Source organism: Nocardioides caricicola (assembly GCF_039541135.1).
GTDB classification, from domain to species: Bacteria; Actinomycetota; Actinomycetes; order Propionibacteriales; family Nocardioidaceae; genus Nocardioides; species Nocardioides caricicola.
In genome coordinates, this window is record NZ_BAABFQ010000004.1 from 75030 (window position 1) to 97893 (window position 22864).

A 22864-nucleotide genomic window follows, 5' to 3' on the forward strand; every position below is an offset into this window, starting at 1 on the left:
GATGTGATGCGTCGCCAGCGGGCGAGCCGGAACGCTCAGTAGTACCAGGGGTACGGCGACCAGTCCGGCTCGCGCTTCTCGAGGAACTGGTCGCGGCCCTCCTGGGCCTCGTCGGTCATGTACGCCAGCCGGGTGGTCTCGCCGGCGAAGAGCTGCTGGCCGACCAGGCCGTCGTCGAGCAGGTTGAAGGAGTACTTCAGCATCCGCTGCGCCGTCGGGGACTTGCCGTTGATCAGCCGGCCCCACTCCAGGGCGGTCGCCTCGAGCTCGGCGTGCGGGACGGCCTTGTTGACCGTGCCCATCCGCATGCCGTCCTCGGCGGAGTACTCCTGGCCGAGGAAGAAGATCTCGCGGGCGTACTTCTGGCCGACCTGGCGGGCGAGGTACGCCGAGCCGAAGCCGCCGTCGAACGAGCCCACGTCGGCGTCGGTCTGCTTGAACCGCGCCTCCTCGAGCGACGCCAGGGTCAGGTCGCAGACGACGTGGAGGCTGTGGCCGCCGCCGGCGGTCCAGCCGGGCACCACGCAGATCACGACCTTGGGCATGAACCGGATCAGCCGCTGCACCTCGAGGATGTGGAGGCGGGCCAGCTTGGCCTTGTCGACGGTCTCGGCGGTCTCGCCCTCGGCGTACTGGTAGCCGGCCCGGCCGCGGATCCGCTGGTCGCCGCCCGTGCAGAACGCCCACTTGCCGTTCTTCGCGCTCGGGCCGTTGCCGGTGAGGATCACGCAGCCGACGTCGCTCGACGTGCGCGCGTGCTCGAGGACCCGCAGCAGCTCGTCGACGGTGTGCGGACGGAAGGCGTTGAGGATGTCGGGCCGGTCGAACGCGACCCGGACCGTGCCGTGCGCCTTCGCGCGGTGGTAGGTCAGGTCGGTCAGGTCGTCGAAGCCCGGGACCTCGTCCCACTGCTCGGCGTCGAAGATCTCCGACACCCCGTCGATAGCGCTCATGGGGCGAGGCTATCGGCGGGGAATGTGTCGGCACCGAGCGGGCATTGTTCGGGTATGGCACTTGAAGGCGAGTACGAACCGAGTCAGTGGGAGTGGGTCCGCAACCAGGTCGAGGAGTTCGAGGCCTCGAACGGCGAGCGGGCCAACCTCCTCCAGGGCAAGCCCGAGTGGCCGATCGTCGTGATCACGTCGGTGGGGTCCAGGTCGGGCAAGCTCCGCAAGAACCCCGTCATGCGGGTCGAGCACGACGGCGTGTACGCCGCGGTCGCGTCGAAGGGCGGCGACCCGTCGCACCCGGCGTGGTACCAGAACTTCCTCGACCACCCCGAGGTCGACCTCCAGGACAAGGGCGAGAAGCACACCTACCGCGCCCGCGTGGCCGAGGGCGAGGAGCGCGCGGAGTGGTGGGAGCGGGCGGTCGCGCAGTACGCGCCGTACGCCGAGTACCAGGAGAAGACCGACCGCGAGATCCCGGTCTTCCTGCTCGAGCGCGTCTGACGTCACCGAGGCGCCGGTCGTTCGTTGAGCGACCATGCGCCTGCTGACCGCTGCCCTCTCGCTCCTCGTCACCGCCGCGCTGGCCACACCCGCGTCGGCGGCGCCGCCCGACCCGCAGGCGGACCTGCAGAACATGGCCGACTCGTACGGCCGGATCACCGGCGAGGGCGGCCAGCTGCAGAACCCGGCGTACCTCCCGGCCCTGGTCGCCGCGACGACCGGGCGGTACGTCGAGCAGCTGCTCACCCAGGTCGCGTCCCCGCTGCGGCTGTCGCTGACCGCGGGCAACCTGGTCCCGGGATGGAACGTCGGGAACCCGCTGCGCGCCGGCTGGACCGACACCCGCGGCCGGTCGCAGCGCGTCGCGTTCACCAACCGGTACGGCGCGCTCCTGCGCGGCACCGTGTGGCGGCCGCTGCCGGACGCGCGCGACCCGTACACCGGCAAGAAGCTCCAGGGCCCGTTCCCGGGCGTGGTGATCACGACCGGCTCGATCCAGGGCTCGCAGGGCATGTACGAGTGGCTGGCCCAGGACCTCGCCGAGCGCGGGTACGTCGTGCTCACCTACGACGTGCAGGGTCAGGGGACCAGCGAGACGCTGCCGCACGAGGACTCCCCGCTGAACCAGCCGATGGTGCCGTTCTGCAACCCGCTCGACTGCCACGGCGTCCCGTCGCAGCAGCTCGGCAACTTCACCACCGGCACCGAGGACGCGCTCGACTTCTTCGTGTCGGACCCGAAGCACCAGTACCCGAACGAGAACTCCGCTGGCGCCAGCGCGACCTCGCCGTACAACCCGTTCTGGCGGTCGTACGACGCGGAGCCGGTCGCGATCATCGGGCACTCGCTCGGCGCGACCGCCGTCTCGCAGGTGCAGGGCACCGACAGGCGGGTGGCGACCGTGGTCGCGCTCGACAAGCTGAGCAGCGACGGTGCCGAGCCGCGGGTGCCGGCGCTGGCGATCCAGTCGGAGTACTTCTTCGAGCCGACCCCGGCCGCCGAGCAGCCCGACCCCGGGCGGGAGCGGGCGACCGGCTACGACGCGTGGAAGCGGGCCGGGCTCGACACGATGCTCGTCGTGCCGCGCGCGTCGACGCACCTGGAGTACACCGACATCCCGCTGGTGCTGCCCGCCAGCCGCTACGGCCAGGCCCTCACCAGCGTCTACGTGCAGCGCTGGCTCGGCCACTACCTCAAGAGCCGCCCGGCGGCGCCGCTGCTCGACACGACGTTCCGCTACCTTGAGCCGGTCGGGAACGGCCGGTGGGAGCCGGTGACGCTCCGGCGCGCCGACCTGCTGAGCGGCTACTACTGCTCGGCGTACTCCCTCGACGGACTCGGCGAGAACGGCGACATCGCGGACGTGGGCTGCTGAGCGTGCCATCCTGCGCCTGTGACGACCGAGACAGGCGCGCGCCGCTCCGCGCTGGCCGAGCCTCTCGCTGACCCGCCCGGGCGCTGGGTCGCGTTCCTGACGCTGGCCAGCATCGGGCTGTGGGCCGGGTTCTTCGGCCCGATCCAGGTGCTGCTCGCCCAGCAGGCCGAGTCGATCGACGAGGCGAACAAGAAGGTCGTCCTCGCCGTCGTCCTCGGCCTCGGCGCGTTCGTGTCCGTGGTCTGCAACCCGGTGTTCGGCGCGTTCTCGGACCGGACCACGCTGCGCGCGGGACGCCGCCTCCCGTGGGTGGTCGGCGGAGCGGTCGGCGGCGCGCTATCGCTGCTCCTGCTCGCCGTCGCCGACAACGTCGTGCTGATGGCGCTGGGCTGGTGCGGCGTGCAGGCGACGCTGAACGCGATGCTCGCGGCGATCACCGCGACCGTGCCCGACCAGGTCCCGGTCGGCTCGCGCGGCAAGGTCGGCGGCGTCCTCGCGATGGCCCAGACCGTCGGCGTCGTCGGCGGGGTCGGCATCGCGTCGGCGACCGGCAGCATCGCGGCCGGGTACGTCGCCACCGCTGCGGTGCTGCTGGTGCTGGCGGTGCCGTACTGCCTGGGCTCGCGCGACGTCGCGCTCACCCCGGAGGAGCGGCCGGCGCCGTTCGACTGGGGCGCGTTCCTCCGGTCGTTCTGGGTGTCGCCGCGCGAGCACCCCGACTTCGCGTGGGCGTGGATCACGCGGTTCCTGGTCAACCTCGGCAACGCGCTGGGGCTGCTCTACCTCCTGTACTACCTGCAGGACGCGATCGGCCTGACGTCCGACGAGGCCGAGGACGGCGTGTTCGTGCTGACGGCGACGTACGCCGCCGCGCTCGTGGTGACCGCGGTCGGCTTCGGCGTCTGGAGCGACCGCACCGGGCGCCGCAAGGTCTTCGTGATCTGGTCCGGCGTGGTGGGCGCGTTCGCCTCCGCCCTGCTCGCCGTCGCGCAGACCTGGCCGGCCGCGCTCGTCGCCGCCGTCCTGATGGGGGTCGGCTACGGCATCTACACGTCGGTCGACTTCGCGCTGATCACGCAGGTCCTCCCCGGGGCCGCCGACCGTGGCAAGGACCTCGGCGTCATCAACATCGCCAATGCCCTGCCGCAGGTCGTGGCGCCCGGCATCGCCGGCGTGATCCTGGTGGTGGTCGACGCCCTCGGCGGTCTGACCGAGACCGACGGCGACGCGTTCTCCGTCGGCTACTGCGCGGTCTACCTGAGCGCGTTCGCCGCGGCGATCCTGGGCTCGGTGTTCGTCACCCGGATCAAGTCCGTGCCCTGACGGTCAGTCGCCCGGCCACTCACCGGTCCAGCGCTCGAACAGCCGAGCGCCGCCGCGGTTGATCAGGGCCCGCACGACCGTGAAGATCGCGCCCTGGATGGCGGCCGCGATCAGGATCTTGCGGAGCCGGTACTCCGACTCGAGCGGCTTCGGCGGGGCGTCGGCGCTCTGCGGGTCGATGCGCTTCCAGACCTGCTGGAAGATCTGGCCGGCGACGAGTCCGCCGAGCAGGCTGGCGACCAGTCCCCAGGGCCGGTACAGCAGCGCGGCGGACCGGCTGGTCTTCTTCTCGTGCTTCGGGGCGCTCATCGGCGTCCCCACAGCCAGAGGACGAGCATCGCCGCGAGCCCCGCGACGACCCCGGCGCCGACGCTCGTGACGGCCGGCGTCGGCTTGCCGTCCGGGCCGGTCACCCGGTCGCGGACCCGGGACTTCACGTCGAGCTTCGCGGCGAGCTGGTCGACGGTCTGGGCGAGCTCCTCGCGGGTGCGCTCGATGTCCGCCTGGAGCGCGGCGACCTCCGGGCTGGTCCCGTTACTCATGGTCCCTCCTGGGGTGACGGACGGTGTCGATGTCCGCCTTCACGTTCTCTACTGCCTGCGTGGGCACCGGCGGGCTCGCCTGGGCCACCTCGCGCTTGCCACCGAGGGCGACCACAGCCGCGACCGCCAGGACGACGACGCCGACGATCACCGCGGCGAGCCACGCGTCGACCACGAGGGCGAGCGCGAGCACCGCGGCGGCGATCAGCACGCCCACGCCGTACAGCGCGAGCACGCCGGCCGCGCCGAACATCCCGGCGCCGATGCCGGCCTTCTTGGCCTTGCCGGTCACCTCGACCTGGGCCAGCCGGAGCTCGTCTCGCACGAGCGTCGAGATCTCGCTCGACAGCTGGGAGACCAGGTCGCCGGTGGACTGGGTCTGGTGGCTCACGGCGTCGCCTGTCCGGTGAACTGGCCGGTGACCTGCTCACTGACCTTCGCGCTGGCGTCGCTGACCTTCTCCTTCACCAGGTGCTGGGCCTGGTCGGCCTTGTGCTGCACCCGGGGGTCGCGCCAGACACCCTGAGCCTTGTCCGCGATCTGCTCGTAGCGCTCGCGTCCAGCGCGGGCTCCGAGGACGTACCCGGCACCGAAGCCGGCGAGGAACGACAACTTGGACATGTGACCCTCCATCCGTGCGGCATCTGCTCTCTCGCTGAGCAGTGCCCATCCGGGCGGCGGGTATGCGCTAGCGCTGGTTGGCGGCCTTGGCCGCGGTGCGCGAGATCGACATGGCCAGGCCGACCAGGTGGCCGAGGCGGGCCAGCTCGGAGTCGAGGAACTCGGGGCCGCCGCGACGGCCGATCACCACGATCTCGGACTTGTTGAGCCGGGCGGCCGCGACGACGGCGTTCTCGTCCGCGGACTCGATCAGCTCCGCGCGCTCGATCTGCTGCCAGGCCAGGCCGGACGGGGCGGCCGCGGTCGCGTGCACGACGCCGTCCGCCTTGGACACCCGCGCGCCCCAGTCGGCCCGGAACGTGACGGGCAGCAGGTCGACGAGCCGGTTCAGCGACCCCTCCGGGTCGGCGGTCAGCTCCTCGACCGCCTCGAGGTCGAGGAACAGGTTCCCGCCCGCGGCGTACCGGCTGATCCACACGACCTGCACGCCGTCGAGCGCGTTGCAGGCCGACACGATCGAGTCGGGCATCGCGTTCGGCGCGGTCTCGAGGAGCACGTCGTCGACCGCGGTGCCCTCGGCGTGCCGCTTCTCCACGATCTCGATCGCCTCGATGTCGCCGCCGGCCATACCGATGGCGGTCGCCACCCGGCCCAGGGACCCCGGGACGTCAGGCAGCTCCACGCGCAGCAGGTACGGCATGCCTCGACCCTAGCCGGGACCTGTTGCGGCGGGGTTTCCGCGTGTCAGCCTTCGGCCAGGCGGGGCTGGGGGCCCTCCCAGAGCGAGCGCCGCGGGTCAGCCCTCGGCCAGGCGGAGCCGCAGGCCGGTCGCGCGCTGGGCGCGGGTCTCCACGGCGGCGCGTACGGCGGCCTCGGTGCCGACCACGCGCACGTGCTGACGGGCCCGGGTGACGGCCGTGTAGAACAGCTCGCGGGTCAGCAGCCTCGAGCCCTCGTCGGGGAGCAGGACGGTCACCCGGTCGGCCTGGCTGCCCTGGCTCTTGTGGATGGTCATCGCGTGCATGGTCTCGACGGCGTCGAGCCGCCCGGGGGCGAACTCCTTGAGCCGCTCCGACCCGGCCACGAACGCACGCGGGCGGCCGCCGCGGCGCACGACCACGCCGGTCTCGCCGTTGTAGACGTCGAGGGCGTAGTCGTTGCTGGTGACCAGCAGCGGGCGCCCGACGTACCACTCCTCTCCGAGCACGTGCTGGCTCTCGACCGCGGGGTCCTCGGCGAGCCAGCGCTCGACGAGGTGGTTCCAGCGGCGCACGCCGTACGGGCCGTCGCGGTGCGCGCAGAGCAGCCGATAGCGGTCCAGCGCGTCGAGCGCGCGGGCCGGGTCCTCGGCGACCGCGGCCTCCCAGACGGCGCGCGCCGCGGTGAGGGAGTCCTCGCGCAGCGCCGCCTCGATCGAGGCCTGGTCGGCGGCCTCGACGAACGACACCTGGTCCGACGCCGTGCGCAGCACCCGCAGCACGTCGTCGGCGTCGCCGTCGCGGAGCACGGTCGCGAGCGCCTTGATGTCCTCCTCGGAGCGGAAGTTCACGGTGAGCGCGGCGACCGGTGAGTCCGCGCGGCCCTCGAACCCGGCGACCAGGTCGCTCAGCACCGCGCCCGCGCCGACCGAGGTGAGCTGACGCGGGTCGCCGACCAGCACCAGCCGCGACTCCGGCCGCAGCGCCTCCAGCAGCCGGCCCATCATCGTGAGCTCGACCATCGAGGACTCGTCGACGACGACCACGTCGTACTTGAGCCGGTTGCTGCGGTCGTGGCGGAACCGGGTGGCGTTGTCGGGGCGCCAGCCCAGCAGCCGGTGCAGCGTCAGCCCGTCGACGCGACCGACCAGTCCCGCCGCCTCCGGCCAGGTGCGCGCGACCGCGTCGAGCTCGCCGACCACGGCCTCCTGCAGCCGGGTCGCGGCCTTGCCGGTCGGCGCTGCGAGGGCGATGGAGAGCCCGCCGCCGGCCTGGTCGGCGAGCAGCGCGAGCAGCCGCGCGACGGTGGTCGTCTTCCCGGTGCCAGGTCCGCCGGTGAGGATCGTCGTACGCCGGCGCACGGCGGCCACGACCGCCGCGCGCTGTTCCTCGCTGAAGTGCTCGGCACCGAGGCGGGCGAGCGCGGCCTCCAGGCGAGCCTCGTCGACCGGGGGCGGCGGGAGCGCGAGCCGGGCCGCGAGGTCGTCGTGCACCTGGGTCTCGAGCCGGTGGTAGCGGTCGAGGTAGAGCAGCCCGCGGTCCCAGCGCACGACGCCGGCGGCGACCAGCGGGGACTCCTCGATCGGCCACGCGTCCGGCCAGGTCAGCTCGGGCGCGGTGTCGCGGACGGTGGCCAGGTCGAGGCAGACCGAGCCGCGGCGGACCGCCCGGACCGCGAGCGCCACCGCGAGCAGCACCCGCTCGTCGGCCTCGCCGCCGAGCGCGCCGATGCGGGTCGCGACGTGGACGTCGGACGAGGTCAGCACACCCGCGGCGTTGAAGTCGGCCAGCAGCCCCGTGGCGGTGGTGGCGATCCTCCAGTCGTGCTCGCCGACCGGCTCGAACAACTCGGTCATCGCCCACCGTCCAGGAGGTCGGAGAGGTCCTCGACGAGCGCGACCGGCGGCTTCCAGGCGAACACGCCGCACGGGGCGCCGTCGACCAGCGGAGTGTCCGGGCCGCACATGCCGCGCAGGTAGAGGTACAGCACCCCACCGAGGTGCACCGACGGGTCGTAGCCGGGCTGCCGCCAGCGCAGGAACCGGTGCAGCACGGCGGCGTACAGCAGAGCCTGCAGAGGGTAGTCGGAGTGACCCATCGCGGCGGCCAGCGCCTCGGGCCGGTAGCTGTGCGCGGTCAGCGGGGCGTCGGCGGGACCGACCCAGTTGGTCTTGTAGTCGACGACGAGGTAGCGCGGGCCGGGGAGCCGGAGCACGACGTCCACCGAGCCGGTGAGGTAGCCGCGCAGGGTCTGCTCGCCGAGCGGTCCGGCGAGCGTGTGGGCGTACTCGCGGACCGGGTCGCCGGCCGGCAGGTGCCGCTCGAGCAGCGGGCCGATGTCGCCGAGCCGGCCGTCGCCGAGCGGCAGCTCGAAGTCCATCTCGCGCAGCCGGTCGGCCAGCGACAGCTTTCGCAGGGTCAGGCCGCCTGCGAGCGGGCCGAGCGGCGAGTCGCAGACCGCGACCAGCGCGTCGGCGAGCTCCTCGCGGTCGAGCTCGACGGGCCACCAGCCGAGCTGGTCGTCGATGTGCGCGAGCAGCTCCGCGCGCAGGTCGGGAGCGTCGGGGTCGGTGTGCTCCAGCACCGCGTGCACGAGCGACCCGAACGTCGCGCCGACCGGCAGTCCGGCCATCGGGGACGGCACGTCGTCGGCCGGCGGCACGAGCTCCAGGGCGGTCGGCTCGAGCTCCTCGTCGTCCTTGGCGCTGACCTCCGGCTCGCTGGTGACCGCGGCGGCCGTCTCGAGCTTGCTCAGCGAGGAGTACGACGCACGCCGCCACTCGGTGTCGACCTCGCGCGTGAACGCGCGGGCAGCGAGCGCCGGCGGGGCCGGCCGCGGCGGGTCGGCTCCGGGGTCGGCGTGGATGGCCGCCTCGGGCGAGGGCCCGCCGCGGTCGCGCCAACGGCTGAACAGGGCGACGACGTCGTCGTCGTTCGGGACCGGCGGGCTGTCGGGGACGTCGACGGACTCGGCGTCGCGCATGAGCATCCGGTGCAGCGGCGAGGCGACGGCGTTCTTGGTCGGCGCCCACCAGGCGACGACCTGCGACTTGGCGCGGGTGATCGCGACGTACAGCAGGCGCAGCCACTCGCCGGCCTCCTCGTCGGCCCAGCGCCGGCAGTGGTCGCTCCAGTCGGCACCCCCGGCGCCGACGTTCAGGCAGCGGTTGCCGTCGTCGTCGTGGAACAGCGGCCGGGTAGGCTTCGGGACGAACCGGTCGGAGAGCGCCGGGAGGTAGACGACGGGGTACTCCAGCCCCTTGCTGGCGTGGATCGTCACGAGCTGGACCGCGGCCGCGTCGGAGTCGAGCCGGCGGGTGCGCTCGACCCCGCGGCCCGCGCGGCCCTCGGACACCTGGTCCCGCAGCCAGGTGAGCAGCGAGACGAGGCCGTGCCGCTCGGTGAGCGTGACCTCGTGCAGCGCCTCTCCGATGTGGCGCAGGTCGGTGAGCCGGCGGTCGCCGCCGACCTCGGCGAGCACCCGCTCGGGCAGGCCGGAGACGTTCGCCGCCTCGAGGACAGCGGCGATGCCGCGGTGGGTGAACAGCTCGACCCAGGCGCGCAGGGTGTCGGCGACCTCGTCGGTGAGGTCGTCACCACCCGCGTCGATCTCGGCGGGCGTGTGCCCGAGGAAGCAGGTGAGCGCGGCCGCGCGCACCCGCGCGCTGCGGTGCGGCTGCTCGAGCGCCTCCAGCAGCGTCAGCCACTCGACCGCGGCCGGGGTGGCGAAGACGCTGCCGCCGCCGGCGATCACCGCCGGGACGCCCTGGGCGAGCAGCGCCTCGCGGACGTCGGCCAGGTCTGCGTGGCGGTAGCTGATCACCGCGATGTCGCGCGGCCGCAGCGGCTCACCGCAGTACGTCGCCCCGGACGCCAACAGCCTGCGCACGTCGAGCGCGAGGTCCTTCGCGACGTGCGGGCGCACCTGGGCGACCGGGAGCATCGCGCTGCCGCCGCGGCGGAACTGGTCGCGCCGGACCACCCGCACCCGGAACGGCGCGGCGCCGCCGGACAGCCGGCTCTCGCGGTGGTGCGCCTCCACGTCGCGGACCACGATCCGGTCGTCGCCGAGCGCGGCGCCACGCAGCAGCGCCTGGAAGGAGTCCAGCAGCGGGGCGTCGCTGCGCCAGTTCACCGAGAGCGTCTGCTGGGTCGTGGCCGTGGCGGCCGCCTGGAGGTAGGTCGTGACGTCACCACCGCGGAAGGCGTAGATCGCCTGCTTCGGGTCCCCGATCAGCACCATCGTCGCGTGGCCGGAGAACGCCCGGTCGAGCACCTGCCACTGCACCGGGTCGGTGTCCTGGAACTCGTCGACCAGCACGATGCTCCACCGCGCGCGCATCCGCTGGGCCGCGGCGCCGTCCTCGTCCTTCAGCGCGTCGGCGAGCTGGGTCAGCAGGTCGTCGTACGACAGGATGCCGAGGCGGCGCTTGCGCCGGTCGAGCTCGGCGCGGACGGCCTCGGCGAAGCTGACCCGGCGGCCAGCCGGGGTCGAGCGGTCCTCACCGGCGGGCTCCAGGCGGGCCTGCGGGTCGCCGACCGCGGTCCGCGCGATCGCGAGCGCCTCCACGTGGTCGAAGACCGGGCCGCCGGGGTCGAACGCGAACGCGCGCAGGTAGAGGTCGTCGACGGTCTCCTTCACCAGGTCGTCGAGGTCCTCGACCAGCCGGGCGCGGGAGTCGGTGTCGCCGGCGACGCCGAGCGAGTCGAGCACCAGCGAGCAGAACTGGTGGGTGGTGGCGATCGTCGCCGCGTCGAAGCCGGCCAGCGCCTCGGTGACCCGCCGGTGCCCCGCCCGGCGGGCGTCGGCGTCCCACGCGCGCAGCAGCCGCACGAGGTCGGAGTCGGAGACGTCGCCCGCGGCCGGGTCGTCGCTCAGCACCCGCTCGGCCTCGACGAGCTGGGCGCGCACCCGCTCGCGGAGCTCCTGGCTGGCGGCGCGGCCGAACGTGACGACCAGCATCTGCTCGAGCTTCGCGTGCCCCTCGGCGACGTACCGCGTCACGAGCGCGCCGATGGTCCAGGTCTTGCCGGTGCCGGCGCTGGCCTCGAGGAGCACGGTGCCGGTCGGGAGGTCGCCGGTGATGTCGAACGGGCTCATAGCGGGCCCACCCTCTCGGCGCCGGTGAGCAGCGGCTCCCAGATCCGCCACGCGATGTCGCCCAGGCCGGCGTCGACCAGCAGGTCCAGCGACGCCCGGACGCCGTACACGCGTTGGTGGTAGCCGTCGGCGTCCTCGCCCTGGATGTCGAACTGGTTGAACGGGTCGGTCTCCCACTCGCGGTTCGCGGCGGCGTACGGCGGGGTGTCCTGCCCCATCTGCTCGCGCAGGTGCGCCTCGGCCCACGCCGCGCCGGTCTTGACCGGCACCGGCAGCGGCGCGCAGAGCCCGCGGTCGCGCAGCTCGACGAGGTCACGCAGCCAGTCGACCGCGCGGTGGTCGAGGGGTCCGGCCAGCGCGCGCTTCGGGCCGGCGCGCTCGCGGCCGACCGCGTGGGACGTCCAGTGCTGGTCGGGGTGGGAGGCGCTGAGCGCGAGCAGGTCGACCCAGGCGTGCAGCCGCTGGCGGGCGTTGAGGCGGGAGTACCCGAGCGCCACGACCCGGGTGCCGTAGACGCTCGGCACCGTCCCGGTGAGCCGGCGGCCGTCGCCGAGGTCGACGTCCACGTCGACCGACCGGCGCTCGCCCTCGCGGATGTCGGCCGTGCGCACCCAGAGCTTCTGGCACTCCTCGACGACCTCGTTGAACGCGCCGGTGCCGAGGCCGCCCGGCGGCAGCGTGCCGCTGAGCTGTTCCGCGGTCATCACCGCGACCGGGTCCTGCCCGGCGAGCAGCTCGCGCAGCAGCCGGTCGCCGATCTGCCACTTCTCCAGGCTGTCGAGCGACACCGGGATCGCGTCGGCGAGGTCATCGCGGGTGAACGGCGTCGCGACGTCGAGCCGGTCGCGGACGAACGCGCGCACCGGGTGGCCGAGGAAGGCCTTGAGGTCGGCGAGCGAGACGTCCTCGCGGTCGCGCGCCGGCAGCGGCCCGGCGAGGAACGGCGGCGGCTCGCGGCGCTCACCCGACGCCGACCGTGCCCCGGCCAGCGAGGCCCGGTCGAAGCTGAACGGGCGCCGCGGCTCGAAGTTGCGCGCGTCGTACGGCTGCAGCGGGTGCTCGGTCAGCACCCGGTCGCGGACCGGCTCCGCGGTGCAGCGGTCGGCGGCGTCGAGGATCTCGCCGAGGGGTACGGCGGGCGGACGCCGCGCACCGGACTGCTCGTTGGCCCCGGTGTAGGTGATGACGAGGTGCTCGGTCGCGGCCAGCACGGCGTCGAGCAGCAGCTGCCGGTCCTCGCTGCGGCCGTCGCGCTCGCCGGTCATCGGGTGCCGGGCGAGCACGTCGTCGCCGTCGACCGCCCCGGCGCGCGGGAACACGCCGTCGTCCAGCCCGACCAGGCATACGACGCGGTGCGGGACCGAGCGCATCGGGACCAGCGTGGCGACGGTGAGCGAGCCGGTGCGGAAGTTGGCGCGGGTCGGCCGGCCGGCGAGCCGGGACTGCAGCAGCGCCCGCATGTCGGAGAGCCGCAGCTCGATCTCGCCCTCGTGCGCCGACGCCGCCGCGCGGGCCAGCTCGCGCTCGAACTGCGGGAGCTGCCAGGCGTCGTCGGCCACCACGTCGGTGAGGCCCCGGACGCCGGCGCGCAACCGGTCGGTCCACTCCGCGACGGTGGTCGCCTCCGCGAGCCCGGTCAGGCAGGTGTCGAGGCGGTCGACGAGCTCGGCGACCCGGCCGGCCAGGTCGATCTCGTTGCTCCCGACGTCGTCGAGCGGCAGCCCGCGGCCGAGGTGGCGGTGGTCGTCGCCGCTCATCGCGACGCCGAGCAGGATCCGGTCGAGCCCCATCCGCCAGGTGTTGTGGGGGAACCGGTCCATCTGGAACTGCGTGCGCGACCGCTCGTCGATGCCCCACCGCACGCCGGCCTGCGCGACCCATCGGCTGACCCGGTCGAGGTCGTCGTCGGTGAAGCCGAACCGGCGCCGGCACGGCTCGGTCGCCGCGAGGTCGAGCACGTCGGCCGCCGTCACCCGCCCACCCGACAGCTCCAGCAGGTCGCCCGCGACGGAGAGGAGCGGGTTCGTGCTGGTGAGGGCCCGGTCGGCGAGCTTCACCCGCAGCTGGTGCGCGGGGTGGCCGTCGGCGGTGGTCGCGAGCCCGAACCCGGCCGAGATCAGCGGCGCGAACGTCTCGATGTCCGGGCACATCACGAGGATGTCGCGCGGCTCGAGGGTCGGGTCGTCCTCGAGCATCCCGACCAGCACCTCGCGGAGCACGTCGATCTGGCGGGCCGGGCCGTGGCACGCGTGCACCTGCAGGGTCCGGTCGCCCTCGGCGAGGCGGCGGCGCGCGCGCTCGTCGTACGCCGGGGCGTGGTTGGCGCGCAGGTCGTGCTGGAGCCAGCCGAGCATCGTCTCCCGGTCGACGCCCGGGGTGGGAACGAGCTCGGCCGGGATGCCGTCGAGGGTGCGCCGCAGCTCGCGGGCGTCGCGGCCCAGCGACGCGAGCAGCGGGTGGCCGACCCGCTCCGCGGAGGTGTCGTCCTCGCGGGCGACGACGCCGCCGAGCCCGGCGAGGTCGTCCCAGAGCTGCGGCGAGGGCTGCGGAAGGAACAGGTGCACGTCGCGGTGCGCGCCCAGGGCAGCCAGCAGCTCGACCTCGGTGACCGGGATCCGGGTGTGGCCGAACAGGCTGAGCCGCCCGGGGAGCGGGAGGTCGGCGCCGCCCTGCTCCAGGGTCGCGACCGTCGCGGTGTGCCGGAGGTCCGGCGCGGGGGCGTCGACACGGGCAATGAGCCGGCGCCACAGCTCGGCCTGCCAGCGCAGGTCGTCGGGGAGGTCATCGTGCCCCTCGCGCCAGCCGGCGATCAGCGACGGCCGCTGGACGGCGTACGACGCGAACAGCCCGGCCAGCCGGAACGCGACGGAGTAGCGCCGGTTGCGCCGCATGTCGCCGTCGAGGTGCGCGGTGAGGGTCTCGAACCCGGGCGCCCCGAGGCAGTCGTCGATGGTGGCGAGCAGCGGCCAGACCAGGCGCTCGGGGTCCCACGGGTCGTCGCGCTCGCGGCCGAGGAGCAGGCTGACCAGGCTGCGCGGGTTGAGGAACCGGACGCCCGCGCAGACGCCGTCGCCGCCCCGCGCACCGGTGCCGAGCCGGTGGGAGAGCCGCTGGGTCAGCCACCGCTCGACGCCGCGGGCCGGGACCACCACGACCTCCTCGGCGAACGGGTCGTCGAGAGGCGTGGACAGCAGGTCCCCGAGCCGGTCGGCGAGCACGTCGGTGCGCGCGGCTCGGTGGATCTGCAGGGTCACACGGTGACCCTATGGCCCGCTGGGGACAGTCCGGAGCGTCACCGGTCCGGCAGCAGGCCCTCGCGGATCGCGATCGAGAGGGCCTCGAGCTTCGAGTGCGCGCCGAGCTTGGCCGACAGGTTGGCGAGGTGGTTGCGCACGGTGTGGACGCTCACGGTCATCCGCTCGGCGATCGCCGCGTTCGAGAGGCCCTCGGCGAGCAGCGCGAGGACCTCGCGCTCCCGCTCGGTGAGGTCCGTGGGTCGCGACTGCCCGCCCCGGTGCAACCGGGGCAGCAGCCGAGCCAGCAGCTCGGGGGAGATCACGGCCTCGCCGCTGGCGGCCGAGCGGACGGCGGCGGTGACCTCGCCGAGGCCACGGGTCTTGGACACGAAGCCGGCCGCACCGCCCTCGATCGCGGCCACCAGGACGCTGTCGGCCGTGCTCGCCGTCAGGACGACGAACCGGGCCGAGGGACGCAGCGCCTGCAGCTCGGGGAGGGCGGCGACCCCGTCGCCGTCCGGCAGCCGGTGGTCGAGCAGCACGACGTCGGGGGTCGAGGTGGCGAGCAGCGAGCGCGCGCGGCCGAGGTCGCCGGCCACCCCGGCGATGACGAGGTCGGGCTCCGTGGCGAGGACCTGGGCGAGCGCGCCGGCCAGCACCTCGTGGTCGTCGACGACGAGGACCCGGATGGGCTGGTCGGGGACCGCCGTCATCGGCGCTTCACTCGCGCGACGTCGAGGCTGGGGGCCTTCCCGCCCTCAGCCCCACCCTCCGAGAGGACTGGTTCCACGTCTCCAACCCGAGCTTCTGGTGCGCGCCGATCATGCGAGACCGGCTGAGTGGTGCCAACGTACTAGACCAACTGGCACCTGTGAGCCAAGTCACGGGAACCGCCCGACTGCGATGATCGCGGGGACGATCGCGGGACGACGCGGTCCGGCGCAGGAGACGTCATGCCCCAGATCCGAGTCGCCATCGGGGACGACGACCGCACGTTCCGCGAGGCGGTCAGCGACGTGCTGACGGCCGATCCGCGGTTCGCCGTGGTCGCGGCGGTCGGCTCCGGCCCCGAGCTCCGCGAGGTGGTCGCCGCCCTCCGGCCCGACGTCGCGCTCGTCGACATCCGGATGCCGGGCGGTGGGGCCACGGCGGTCCGCGGCCTGCGCGCGGACGACCGCGAGCGGGCCGAGGCCGAAGGCGATGCGCCCGACACTCCGGTGGTCGTGATCGCCCTGAGTGCGCACACCGGCGTGAGCGACGTACGCGACCTGCTGGCCGCGGGCGCCACCGGCTACCTCGCCAAGGGAAACCTGGGCGCCGCTCTCCCCGACCTCGTCCACCGGTGTGCTTCCGGGGAGGTCGTCCTGGCGGTACCGTCGGGCGCCAAGGCGCTCCTCATGTTGGCGGAGCAGGCGAACCGAGAGCCCGCCCGGGGGGACGAGGTTGAGCGAACCGCGTAGCGAGCACGCAGCGGGAGACGGCGAGGACGCCGCCCCGCCGGCCGGACCCGCGATCCCTCCGTCCGACGCCCTCTTCACGGTGCTCGACTCCAGCGCGTCATCGGTCGTCGCGGTCACGGCGTCCGGCACGATCAACTACGTCAACCACTCGGGCCTCGACGCCTTCGGCTACACCCTCGACGAGCTCCTGGGCCAGCCCGTCGAGGTGCTGATCCCGGCTCCCCACGCCCGGCACCACGCGGGGCTGCGCGAGGGGTACGTCGCCGACGCGCGACCGAGGGCGATGGGGTCCGGTCTCGAGCTCGCGGCACGGCGCAAGGACGGGACGACGTTCCCCGTCGAGATCAGCCTGACGCCCGTGCCGACCCCCGAGGGCACCTGGACCATCGCCGGGGTCGTCGACATCTCCGCTCGTCGCGCGGCCGAGGAGCGGGTGGGGACGATGAGCAGGGCGCACCTCGCCCTCGCCGAGCTGAACGCCGAGATCCTCCGCGCCCGCACACCCGAGGACCTCTACACCCACGTCTGCCGCGTGATCGCCGCCGCGAGCCCCCGGGTCGCCACCTGGGTGGCGACCCCGGACGACGCGGACGGGCTGCGGGTCGCGAGCCGGGTAGGCGACATCGGACCGATCGGCAAGGGCGGCCTCGACCCGCTGCACGCGATCCCGCCGCTGCTCAGCGTGCTGGCGGACTCGTTCCCGTGGTTCTGCGCCGACATCGGCGCCGAGGTCTCGGGCCCCTGGGCCGACTGGGCCGGACGGGAGGGCATCACCGCGGCGGTCGCCCTGCCCGTGCGCCGGATCTCGGGCGTCGCGGCGGTGCTGGTGGTCCAGGCACCGAACCGCACCCTGCTCGAGGAGGACCTCGTCTCGGTGCTCATCACGATGGCCGAGAACGTCTCGTTCGCGCTGGACCGCCTCGACTCCCAGGCCCAGCTGCAGCTCATCGACGCCCAGCGCGTCGACCTGCTCAACCGGCTCGTAGCCGCGCAGGAGGACGAGCGCGCCCGCATCGCGGCCGACGTCCACGACCACTCGATCCAGTCCCTGGCCGCGATCGACCTCCGGCTCGGCCTGCTCCGCACCCGCATCGCCGCCGCCGCGCCGGAGCTCACCGACTCGGTGGACGCGCTCCAGGTGGCCCTGAGCGACGTCACCGGCGGGCTCCGCCACCTCCTGTTCGAGCTCGAGGTGCCCGACCCGGGCGTCACGCTCACCGACCAGGTGCGCGACGCCCTCGCCTACGTGTTCCTCGACGACTCCGTGGCGACGTCGATCCGGGTCGAGAACGGCGCGAACCCCGCCCTCGGGGCGACCCAGGCGGACGCCGACCTGCCCCCGGTGACGCGCGGACACGCGATCCGCATCTGCAAGGAGGCGCTCACCAACGTGCGCCGCCACGCCCAGGCCAGCCACGTCGTGATCGCGATCCGGCCGGATCCCGACGGCGTGGAGATCGCGGTCATCGACGACGGCGTCGGCCCGTCGGGCGACGTCGCCACGCTGCGCTCGGCCCAGGGCCACCGCGGGCTGGACGGCATGCGCGACCGCGCCCAGGTCGTCGGCGGCTGGTGCCGGCTCGAGCGCGACGAGGGCCTCACCACGCTGCGGTACTGGCTACCGCGCGGCACCGACCCGTCGCCCGCCGGCTGAGCAGTCCGGCTGAGCAGCCCGGCGACGGGACTAGTGCGTGGTGGCCCCGACGTACTAGTCGGAACCGGACGTTGGCGTCTGTCGACGAGGTGACGTTCGGCACAGAGTTGACCCATGACCGAGACCACCGGGGGACGGTTCGGCAACGTCCACAACCACACCAACGCAACCGAGTCGGTCGGCGAGCAGCCGACCGACCCCGCTCACCTGGCCGAGGAGCACGTGCCGCTCGTCGGGCACCTCGTCCGCGAGCTCTCCGCGCGCATCCCCGCCTCCGTGGACCGTGACGACCTCCGGTCGGCCGGCCTGGTCGCGCTGGTCAAGGCCGCGCAGGCGTTCGACCCGGCCCTGGGGGTGCCGTTCGCGTCCTACGCGGCGACCCGCGTGCGCGGCGCGCTCCTCGACGAGCTGCGCGCCATCGACTGGGCGACGCGCGGGGTGCGCCGCCGCAGCCGGGACATCGACGCGACCCGCCACGAGCTGGCGTCGACGACGGGGGCCTTCCCCGACGACGCCACGGTCGCCGAGTCGCTCGGGCTCACGACCGCCGACGTGGCGCGCACCGACGCCGACGTCTCCCGGGCGACGGTGCTGTCGCTCCACGGCTTCGACTACTCCATCGCCGACGTGCTGGCCTCCGCGGCTCCCGGCCCGGAGGCCCTGGCCGACCGTGCCGAGCAGCTGGGCTACCTCGCCGCCGCCATCCAGGAGCTCCCGGAGCGCCTGCGCGCCGTCGTCACCGGCTACTTCCTCGAGGAGCGTCCGATGCGGGAGATCGCCCAGGAGCTGGGCGTGACCGAGTCGCGCATCTCCCAGCTCCGCGCCGAGGCCCTCGTCCTGCTCCGCGACGCGCTGACCAACGCCTTCGAGCCGCACCGGACCGAGCCGGCGCAGCCGCGCTCCCGGCTCGCGGCGCGGCGCAGCGCGGCGTACGTCGCCGCCGTCGCCGAGCGCCACTCCATGCGCCGTCCCGCCCGCCACCTCGTGCCCGCCGAGGTCGAGTGGTCCGCGTGAACCTCGCGGCCGTGGCGCACCCTGGTACGCATGTACTAGCCAGGTCGAGGCCAAGGACCCTGTCGACCGGCCCGGGAGCGGCGCACGCTGACAGCATGATCGCGAACACCACCGACGCCGCGGTTGTCGCGCCGGCCGCTCGCCGCTCCACGCCCCGAGTGGGGTGAGGTCGTGGACCGCATCACCGACCGTGCTCTCGTCGAGGTGCGCCGCCAGGGCGCAGACCTGGTCGTGGTGTCGGCGACCACGCCCGCCGAGCGGCTGCTCGGCACCGCCCACGGCACGCTCGTCGGCACCACCTGGGGGCCCCAGTTCGCGGCGGCCGACGCCCCGTTCGTCCTGGAGGGCTGCCGCTCCGTGATCGACCGCCGCAGCCGCGCCTGGACCGGCGCCGCGCAGCCGGCCAGCCGAGCGGGCCGGCGCGTCCACGTCACGGCCACGCGGCCGCCGGGCAGCGTCGGGTCCCGGCTGCAGGTCGAGCTGATCGAGGCGGCCCCGCACACCCCGACCGTCGGGAGCACCGAGACGGCCCCGGACCCCGACGAGCAGTGGTTCGCACGCGGCCTGCTCGACAGCGCCCGCAACCCCGCCACGGCCCGCGGGATCATCGCCACCGATGTCCACGGGGTCATCACGTTCTTCAACCCGGCCGCCGAGCGGATGACCGGTCGCCGGTCCCCGGACGTCGTCGGCCAGGTCACCCCCGTGGTCTTCCACGACGCCCGCGAGCTGGCCGCCCGGGCCGCCGAGCTCGGCACCGCGCCCGGCTACGCCGTCGTCCTGGCCGACGTACGCGCCGACAGCAGCTGCGCGCCGCGCGACTGGACCTACGTCCGGCCAGGCGGCGAGCGCATCACGGTCTCCACCACCTCCATCGCCCTGCGCGACGACGCCGGCGAGGTCCTCGGCCACCTCACGCTCGCCGAGGACGTCACCGAGGCGCGCACCGCGCACCGGCAGCTGCAGGAGGCGCTCGCCAAGGAGCGCGAGCTGGTCGCCCGGCTCAACGCCGTCGACCGCGCCAAGAACGAGTTCATCGCCGCGGTGAACCACGAGCTGCGCACGCCCCTGACGAGCATCCTCGGCTACACCGACGTCCTCCTGGACTCCTCCGCCGGGACGCTCAGCCCGCTGCAGGCGAGCATGGTGGGCCGGGTCGAGCGCAACGGGCGGCGCCTGCTCAAGCTGGTGGAGAACCTGCTGACCCTGTCCGCGGTCCAGGCCGACGCCTTCCAGGTGGAACGTCGCCGCCTCGACCTCGCCGGAGTCGTCAAGGACGCGGTCGAGCGCTCTGCTCCCGACCTCGACGCGGCCGGCCTCGACGTGACCGTCGACCTCGGCCACGACTCCGCTCCGGTGCTCGGGGACGAGACCCAGCTCGGCCGGGTCGTCACCAGCCTCGTGGACAACGCCATCACGTTCACCCCGCCCGGCGGCGTCGTGCGGGTCGGGCTGCGCCACCGGCACGGCGAGACGGTGCTGGAGGTCGCCGACACCGGTGTCGGGATCCCGGTGTGCGACCAGGCCGACCTCTTCGAGCGGTTCGTCCGCGCGCGGCAGTCCCGAGCCCGGGAGGACCAGGGCCTCGGCCTCGGCCTCGGCCTCGCGGTCACCCGATCGATCGTCTCGTCCCACGGCGGACGCGTCACGCTCTCGTCCACCCCGAACGTGGGGACGGTCGTGACGGTGCACCTGCCCAGCGCCCGGGACGACCGCGCCGAGCTCGCCGCGGCGAGCTGACCGTCAGGCGTCGCGCCGCCTCACCACGACGTACGCCGCTGCGAGCAGCACCGCGACCTCCAGGCCGAAGACCGCGAAGCCGACCCACGGGTCGAGCAGGTCGGGGTTGAACGAGACCGGCGTCGACACCCCGGAGCCGGCGTTGCCCGGCATCAGCTTGGTGACCCACTCGCCGAACGCGCCGGGGATCAGGTTCACCATGTTGCCCAGGATCAGCATCAGGGCGAGGACGCTCGAGATCGTCCCGGCGGTGTGCCGCACCAGGAACCCGACCGCGACCGTGAACAGTCCGATCCCGGCGAGGTAGAGCCCGGACCCGAACATCGACCGCAGCACGTCGCCCTCCAGCGGCATGCCGATGCCCTCGCGGTCGAGGAAGAAGTTGCCCCCGGCGTACCCGACGAACGCGGTGACGGTGCCGACGACGGCGAGCAGCACGGCGACCACCACGGACTTGGCCGCGAGCACCCGGCCGCGCGAGGGCACCGCCGCGAACGTCGTGCGGATCATGCCGGTGCCGTACTCCGTCGTGACGACGAGCGCGCCCAGGACGACCGCGGTGATCTGGGCGATCATCATCCCCCAGGTGATGAACGAGCCGGGCGACTCGTCGGCCTCGGGCGAGGCCAGCCAGTCGGCGTTGCCCCAGCAGATCAGCGTGGTCAGGCCGGCGCCGAGGACGAACGTCGCGACCAGCGTCCACCAGGTCGAGCGCACCGAGCGCAGCTTCAGCCACTCCGCGCGCAGCACCGCGGCGAACGACGGGCGTGCGACGCCGGCGCGCTCGACGACGGATCCGGACTCCATCAGCGTCGCGGTCATCACGCGGCTCCGTCCACGACGGCGTGGTACTCGACGCTGCTGGCGGTGAGCGCCATGAACGCGTCCTCGAGCGAGGAGCGCACCAGCGTCAGCTCGTGCACCGCGAGCCCGTGCTTGAAGAGCAGGTCCCCGATGGCCGGGGCGTCGAGGCCCCCGACCCGGATCTCGTCGTCGACGCGGGCGACCTCGAGGCCGCGCCCGGCGAGCAGGTTCGCGGCGTCGCCGAGGGCGGGCGCCTTCACGCGGACGTACGACGCCGCGTGGTCGGACATGAACGCAGCCATCGAGCAGTCCGCGAGGATCGTGCCGCGCCCGATGACCAGCAGATGGTCGGCCATCAGCGCCATCTCGGACATCAGGTGGCTGGAGATGAAGACGGTCCGGCCCTCGTCGGCGAGCTGGCGCGCGAAGGTGCGCACCCAACGGATGCCCTCGGGGTCGAGTCCGTTGACGGGCTCGTCGAGCACGACCACCGGCGGGTCGCCGAGCATCGCCGCCGCGATGCCGAGTCGCTGCCCCATGCCGAGCGAGAACCGGCCCGCCCTCTGACCGGCGACCGATTCCAGGCCGACCAGGTCGAGCACCTCGCCCACGCGCGTGGTCGGGATGCCGTTGGACGCCGCCATCCACCGCAGGTGGTCGCGGGCGGACCGCCCGGGGTGGATGGCGTGCGCGTCGAGGAGTGCGCCGATCTCGCGCAGGGGCGCGGGCGATGCGGCGTACCGATGACCGTTGACGCTCACGGTGCCGGACGTCGGCGCGTCCAGGCCGAGGACCATCCGCATGGTCGTCGACTTGCCGGCGCCGTTGGGGCCGAGGAAGCCGGTCACGCGACCGGGCTCGACGACGAAGTCGACGCCGTCGACGGCGACCCTGTCGCCGAAACGCTTCGTGAGGTGGTGAGCACGGATCATGGCGTCCAGCCTGCTGCGGCCACTGCGTCCACACATCCGGGCGGATCCCTGAGACAACCCCGGAAGATGTCCCTAGGGTGCGAGACATGAAACGACTCCTCCTCCCCGTGGCGAGCCTCTCCCTCGTGGCCGCCGGCTTCGGCGCCGGCATCGCGGTCTCCGCCACCGCCGACGAGCGGGCCGCGGCCGAGGCCCCGGTCACGGTCACCCGTCAGGCGCTCGCGGAGGTCCCCGGACCGAAGGGCGCCCCGAACCGCACCCTCGGCCTGAGCCGCGTCGTGGTGATGCCCGGCGCGAAGCTCGCCTCGCACCACCACCCCGGCTCGCAGCTCGGCTACGTTGCCGAGGGCGTGCTCACCTACACGGTCGAGACCGGCCGGGCGAAGCTGATGAAGGGGCCGGGCGACGCCCCGACCCTCGTCAAGGTGATCAAGCCCGGCGACACCGTGCGGGTGCGCCCCGGACACTGGCTGATCGAGGAGCAGGGCGAGGTCCACCACGCCCGCAATGCCGGCGAGGTGCCGATCGTCATCTACATCGCCACGCTGCTGAAGACCGGCGAGCCCGCGGCGATCCCCGACTGATCCGACGTCCGGTCGGGTACCTCTCCGACATGACAGACCAGCAGCCCCCGGCCGAGCCCCCCACCGAGCAGAAGGACCCGTTGCGTCGCTCCCGCACCAGCGGCGCGTGGGTGGCGGTGGTCGCGGCCGCGGTGCTGCTGATCCTGCTCGTGGTGTTCATCGCCCAGAACACCCAGGACGTGCATCTGTCGTTCCTGTCGTGGGACGGCAGCACCCCGCTCTCGGTGGCGCTGCTCATCGCCGCGGTGATCGGCATCGCGCTCACCGCAGTCGTCGGCAGCCTGCGGATCCTGCAGCTGCGGCGGCGGGTGCACCACACGCGGCGCTAG

General features: G+C 73.8%; 21 protein-coding genes. 9 read left to right on the forward strand and 12 right to left on the reverse strand.

The annotated features are described in order from the left end of the window. Positions 1–35: 35 nt before the first annotated feature. A complete protein-coding gene (locus ABD875_RS07460; RefSeq protein ID WP_345172865.1) occupies positions 36–953 on the reverse strand; it encodes a 1,4-dihydroxy-2-naphthoyl-CoA synthase in 918 nt (305 codons plus the stop codon). 54 nt (positions 954–1007) lie between these two features. Here ABD875_RS07460 and ABD875_RS07465 point away from each other — a divergent pair, with 54 nt between their 5' ends. From ABD875_RS07465 to ABD875_RS07475, 3 genes are read left to right on the forward strand one after another with little or no spacing between them, the layout of a single operon-like run. Beyond that, positions 1008–1451 carry a nitroreductase family deazaflavin-dependent oxidoreductase gene (locus ABD875_RS07465; protein WP_345172867.1) on the forward strand — a complete coding sequence of 148 codons (444 nt, stop codon included), beginning with the start codon at positions 1008–1010 and terminating at the stop codon, positions 1449–1451. A 34-nt stretch (positions 1452–1485) separates the two neighbouring features. Next, positions 1486–2826 carry a dienelactone hydrolase family protein gene (locus ABD875_RS07470; RefSeq protein WP_345172868.1) on the forward strand — a complete coding sequence of 447 codons (1341 nt, stop codon included), beginning with the start codon at positions 1486–1488 and terminating at the stop codon, positions 2824–2826. An 18-nt stretch (positions 2827–2844) separates the two neighbouring features. Next, positions 2845–4149 carry an MFS transporter gene (locus ABD875_RS07475; RefSeq protein ID WP_345172870.1) on the forward strand — a complete coding sequence of 435 codons (1305 nt, stop codon included), beginning with the start codon at positions 2845–2847 and terminating at the stop codon, positions 4147–4149. Between the two features lie 3 nt (positions 4150–4152). Here ABD875_RS07475 and ABD875_RS07480 read toward each other — a convergent pair whose 3' ends face one another. The 9 genes from ABD875_RS07480 to ABD875_RS07520 form a co-directional block, all read right to left on the reverse strand. Beyond that, complete coding sequence (locus ABD875_RS07480) at positions 4153–4458, reverse strand: DUF4235 domain-containing protein (protein WP_345172872.1); 306 nt, start codon at positions 4456–4458, stop codon at positions 4153–4155. Beyond that, positions 4455–4691: a DUF3618 domain-containing protein gene (locus tag ABD875_RS07485; RefSeq protein ID WP_345172874.1), complete on the reverse strand. Its 237-nt coding sequence runs from the start codon at positions 4689–4691 to the stop codon at positions 4455–4457. Before ABD875_RS07485 ends, ABD875_RS07480 begins: the two co-directional genes overlap by 4 nt. Then, positions 4684–5082 (reverse strand): phage holin family protein, encoded by a 399-nt coding sequence (locus ABD875_RS07490; protein ID WP_345172876.1) that lies wholly within the window; start codon positions 5080–5082, stop codon positions 4684–4686. Before ABD875_RS07490 ends, ABD875_RS07485 begins: the two co-directional genes overlap by 8 nt. Continuing rightward, positions 5079–5312, reverse strand: coding sequence for a hypothetical protein (locus tag ABD875_RS07495; RefSeq protein WP_345172879.1), 234 nt, complete (start codon positions 5310–5312; stop codon positions 5079–5081). Before ABD875_RS07495 ends, ABD875_RS07490 begins: the two co-directional genes overlap by 4 nt. 67 nt (positions 5313–5379) lie before the next feature. After that, positions 5380–6012 carry an ACT domain-containing protein gene (locus ABD875_RS07500; protein WP_345172881.1) on the reverse strand — a complete coding sequence of 211 codons (633 nt, stop codon included), beginning with the start codon at positions 6010–6012 and terminating at the stop codon, positions 5380–5382. Positions 6013–6108: 96 nt separating this feature from the next. After that, positions 6109–7866, reverse strand: coding sequence for an exodeoxyribonuclease V subunit alpha (recD, locus tag ABD875_RS07505; RefSeq protein ID WP_345172883.1), 1758 nt, complete (start codon positions 7864–7866; stop codon positions 6109–6111). Next, positions 7863–11111 (reverse strand): UvrD-helicase domain-containing protein, encoded by a 3249-nt coding sequence (locus tag ABD875_RS07510; protein WP_345172885.1) that lies wholly within the window; start codon positions 11109–11111, stop codon positions 7863–7865. The genes recD and ABD875_RS07510 overlap by 4 nt, the downstream gene beginning before the upstream one ends. Next, positions 11108–14365 (reverse strand): exodeoxyribonuclease V subunit gamma, encoded by a 3258-nt coding sequence (recC, locus tag ABD875_RS07515; RefSeq protein ID WP_345172887.1) that lies wholly within the window; start codon positions 14363–14365, stop codon positions 11108–11110. Before recC ends, ABD875_RS07510 begins: the two co-directional genes overlap by 4 nt. Before the next feature lie 38 nt (positions 14366–14403). Next, on the reverse strand, positions 14404–15060 hold the full coding sequence (locus ABD875_RS07520) for a response regulator (protein ID WP_345172889.1): 657 nt from the start codon (positions 15058–15060) through the stop codon (positions 14404–14406). A 240-nt stretch (positions 15061–15300) separates the two neighbouring features. On the opposite strand from ABD875_RS07520, the gene ABD875_RS07525 reads away from it, so the two are divergent. From ABD875_RS07525 to ABD875_RS07540, 4 genes are all read left to right on the forward strand, one after another. Then, a complete protein-coding gene (locus tag ABD875_RS07525; RefSeq protein WP_345172891.1) occupies positions 15301–15807 on the forward strand; it encodes a response regulator in 507 nt (168 codons plus the stop codon). Continuing rightward, positions 15791–17461, forward strand: a complete 1671-nt coding sequence (locus ABD875_RS07530; protein ID WP_345172893.1) for a sensor histidine kinase — start codon at positions 15791–15793, stop codon at positions 17459–17461. The genes ABD875_RS07525 and ABD875_RS07530 overlap by 17 nt, the downstream gene beginning before the upstream one ends. A gap of 114 nt (positions 17462–17575) precedes the next feature. Next, complete coding sequence (locus tag ABD875_RS07535) at positions 17576–18475, forward strand: sigma-70 family RNA polymerase sigma factor (protein ID WP_345172895.1); 900 nt, start codon at positions 17576–17578, stop codon at positions 18473–18475. A 171-nt stretch (positions 18476–18646) separates the two neighbouring features. Continuing rightward, complete coding sequence (locus ABD875_RS07540; protein WP_345172897.1) at positions 18647–20215, forward strand: sensor histidine kinase; 1569 nt, start codon at positions 18647–18649, stop codon at positions 20213–20215. Between the two features lie 3 nt (positions 20216–20218). Here the strand turns inward: ABD875_RS07540 and ABD875_RS07545 are convergent, their stop codons facing one another. Further along, the gene (locus ABD875_RS07545; RefSeq protein ID WP_345172899.1) at positions 20219–21037 is read right to left on the reverse strand and encodes an ABC transporter permease; all 819 of its coding nucleotides are present in this window, start codon (positions 21035–21037) and stop codon (positions 20219–20221) included. Beyond that, complete coding sequence (locus tag ABD875_RS07550) at positions 21037–21951, reverse strand: ABC transporter ATP-binding protein (protein ID WP_345172901.1); 915 nt, start codon at positions 21949–21951, stop codon at positions 21037–21039. Before ABD875_RS07550 ends, ABD875_RS07545 begins: the two co-directional genes overlap by 1 nt. Before the next feature lie 86 nt (positions 21952–22037). On the opposite strand from ABD875_RS07550, the gene ABD875_RS07555 reads away from it, so the two are divergent. Together ABD875_RS07555 and ABD875_RS07560 are read left to right on the forward strand one after the other, a co-directional pair. Next, on the forward strand, positions 22038–22535 hold the full coding sequence (locus ABD875_RS07555; protein ID WP_345172903.1) for a cupin domain-containing protein: 498 nt from the start codon (positions 22038–22040) through the stop codon (positions 22533–22535). Between the two features lie 29 nt (positions 22536–22564). Then, positions 22565–22864, forward strand: a complete 300-nt coding sequence (locus tag ABD875_RS07560; RefSeq protein WP_345172905.1) for a LapA family protein — start codon at positions 22565–22567, stop codon at positions 22862–22864.

Excerpts from the sequence above, each read along its gene's own strand:
- ABD875_RS07480 (WP_345172872.1), bottom strand. The coding sequence starts at position 4,458 with ATGAGCGCCCCGAAGCACGAGAAGAAGACCAGCCGGTCCGCCGCGCTG.
- ABD875_RS07500 (WP_345172881.1), bottom strand. The coding sequence starts at position 6,012 with ATGCCGTACCTGCTGCGCGTGGAGCTGCCTGACGTCCCGGGGTCCCTG.
- ABD875_RS07550 (WP_345172901.1), bottom strand. The coding sequence starts at position 21,951 with ATGATCCGTGCTCACCACCTCACGAAGCGTTTCGGCGACAGGGTCGCC.
- ABD875_RS07535 (WP_345172895.1), top strand. The coding sequence starts at position 17,576 with ATGACCGAGACCACCGGGGGACGGTTCGGCAACGTCCACAACCACACC.
- ABD875_RS07460 (WP_345172865.1), bottom strand. The coding sequence starts at position 953 with ATGAGCGCTATCGACGGGGTGTCGGAGATCTTCGACGCCGAGCAGTGG.
- ABD875_RS07525 (WP_345172891.1), top strand. The coding sequence starts at position 15,301 with ATGCCCCAGATCCGAGTCGCCATCGGGGACGACGACCGCACGTTCCGC.
- ABD875_RS07495 (WP_345172879.1), bottom strand. The coding sequence starts at position 5,312 with ATGTCCAAGTTGTCGTTCCTCGCCGGCTTCGGTGCCGGGTACGTCCTC.
- ABD875_RS07470 (WP_345172868.1), top strand. The coding sequence starts at position 1,486 with ATGCGCCTGCTGACCGCTGCCCTCTCGCTCCTCGTCACCGCCGCGCTG.
- ABD875_RS07545 (WP_345172899.1), bottom strand. The coding sequence starts at position 21,037 with ATGACCGCGACGCTGATGGAGTCCGGATCCGTCGTCGAGCGCGCCGGC.
- ABD875_RS07520 (WP_345172889.1), bottom strand. The coding sequence starts at position 15,060 with ATGACGGCGGTCCCCGACCAGCCCATCCGGGTCCTCGTCGTCGACGAC.
- ABD875_RS07510 (WP_345172885.1), bottom strand. The coding sequence starts at position 11,111 with ATGAGCCCGTTCGACATCACCGGCGACCTCCCGACCGGCACCGTGCTC.
- recD (WP_345172883.1), bottom strand. The coding sequence starts at position 7,866 with ATGACCGAGTTGTTCGAGCCGGTCGGCGAGCACGACTGGAGGATCGCC.
- ABD875_RS07555 (WP_345172903.1), top strand. The coding sequence starts at position 22,038 with ATGAAACGACTCCTCCTCCCCGTGGCGAGCCTCTCCCTCGTGGCCGCC.
- ABD875_RS07465 (WP_345172867.1), top strand. The coding sequence starts at position 1,008 with ATGGCACTTGAAGGCGAGTACGAACCGAGTCAGTGGGAGTGGGTCCGC.
- ABD875_RS07485 (WP_345172874.1), bottom strand. The coding sequence starts at position 4,691 with ATGAGTAACGGGACCAGCCCGGAGGTCGCCGCGCTCCAGGCGGACATC.
- ABD875_RS07560 (WP_345172905.1), top strand. The coding sequence starts at position 22,565 with ATGACAGACCAGCAGCCCCCGGCCGAGCCCCCCACCGAGCAGAAGGAC.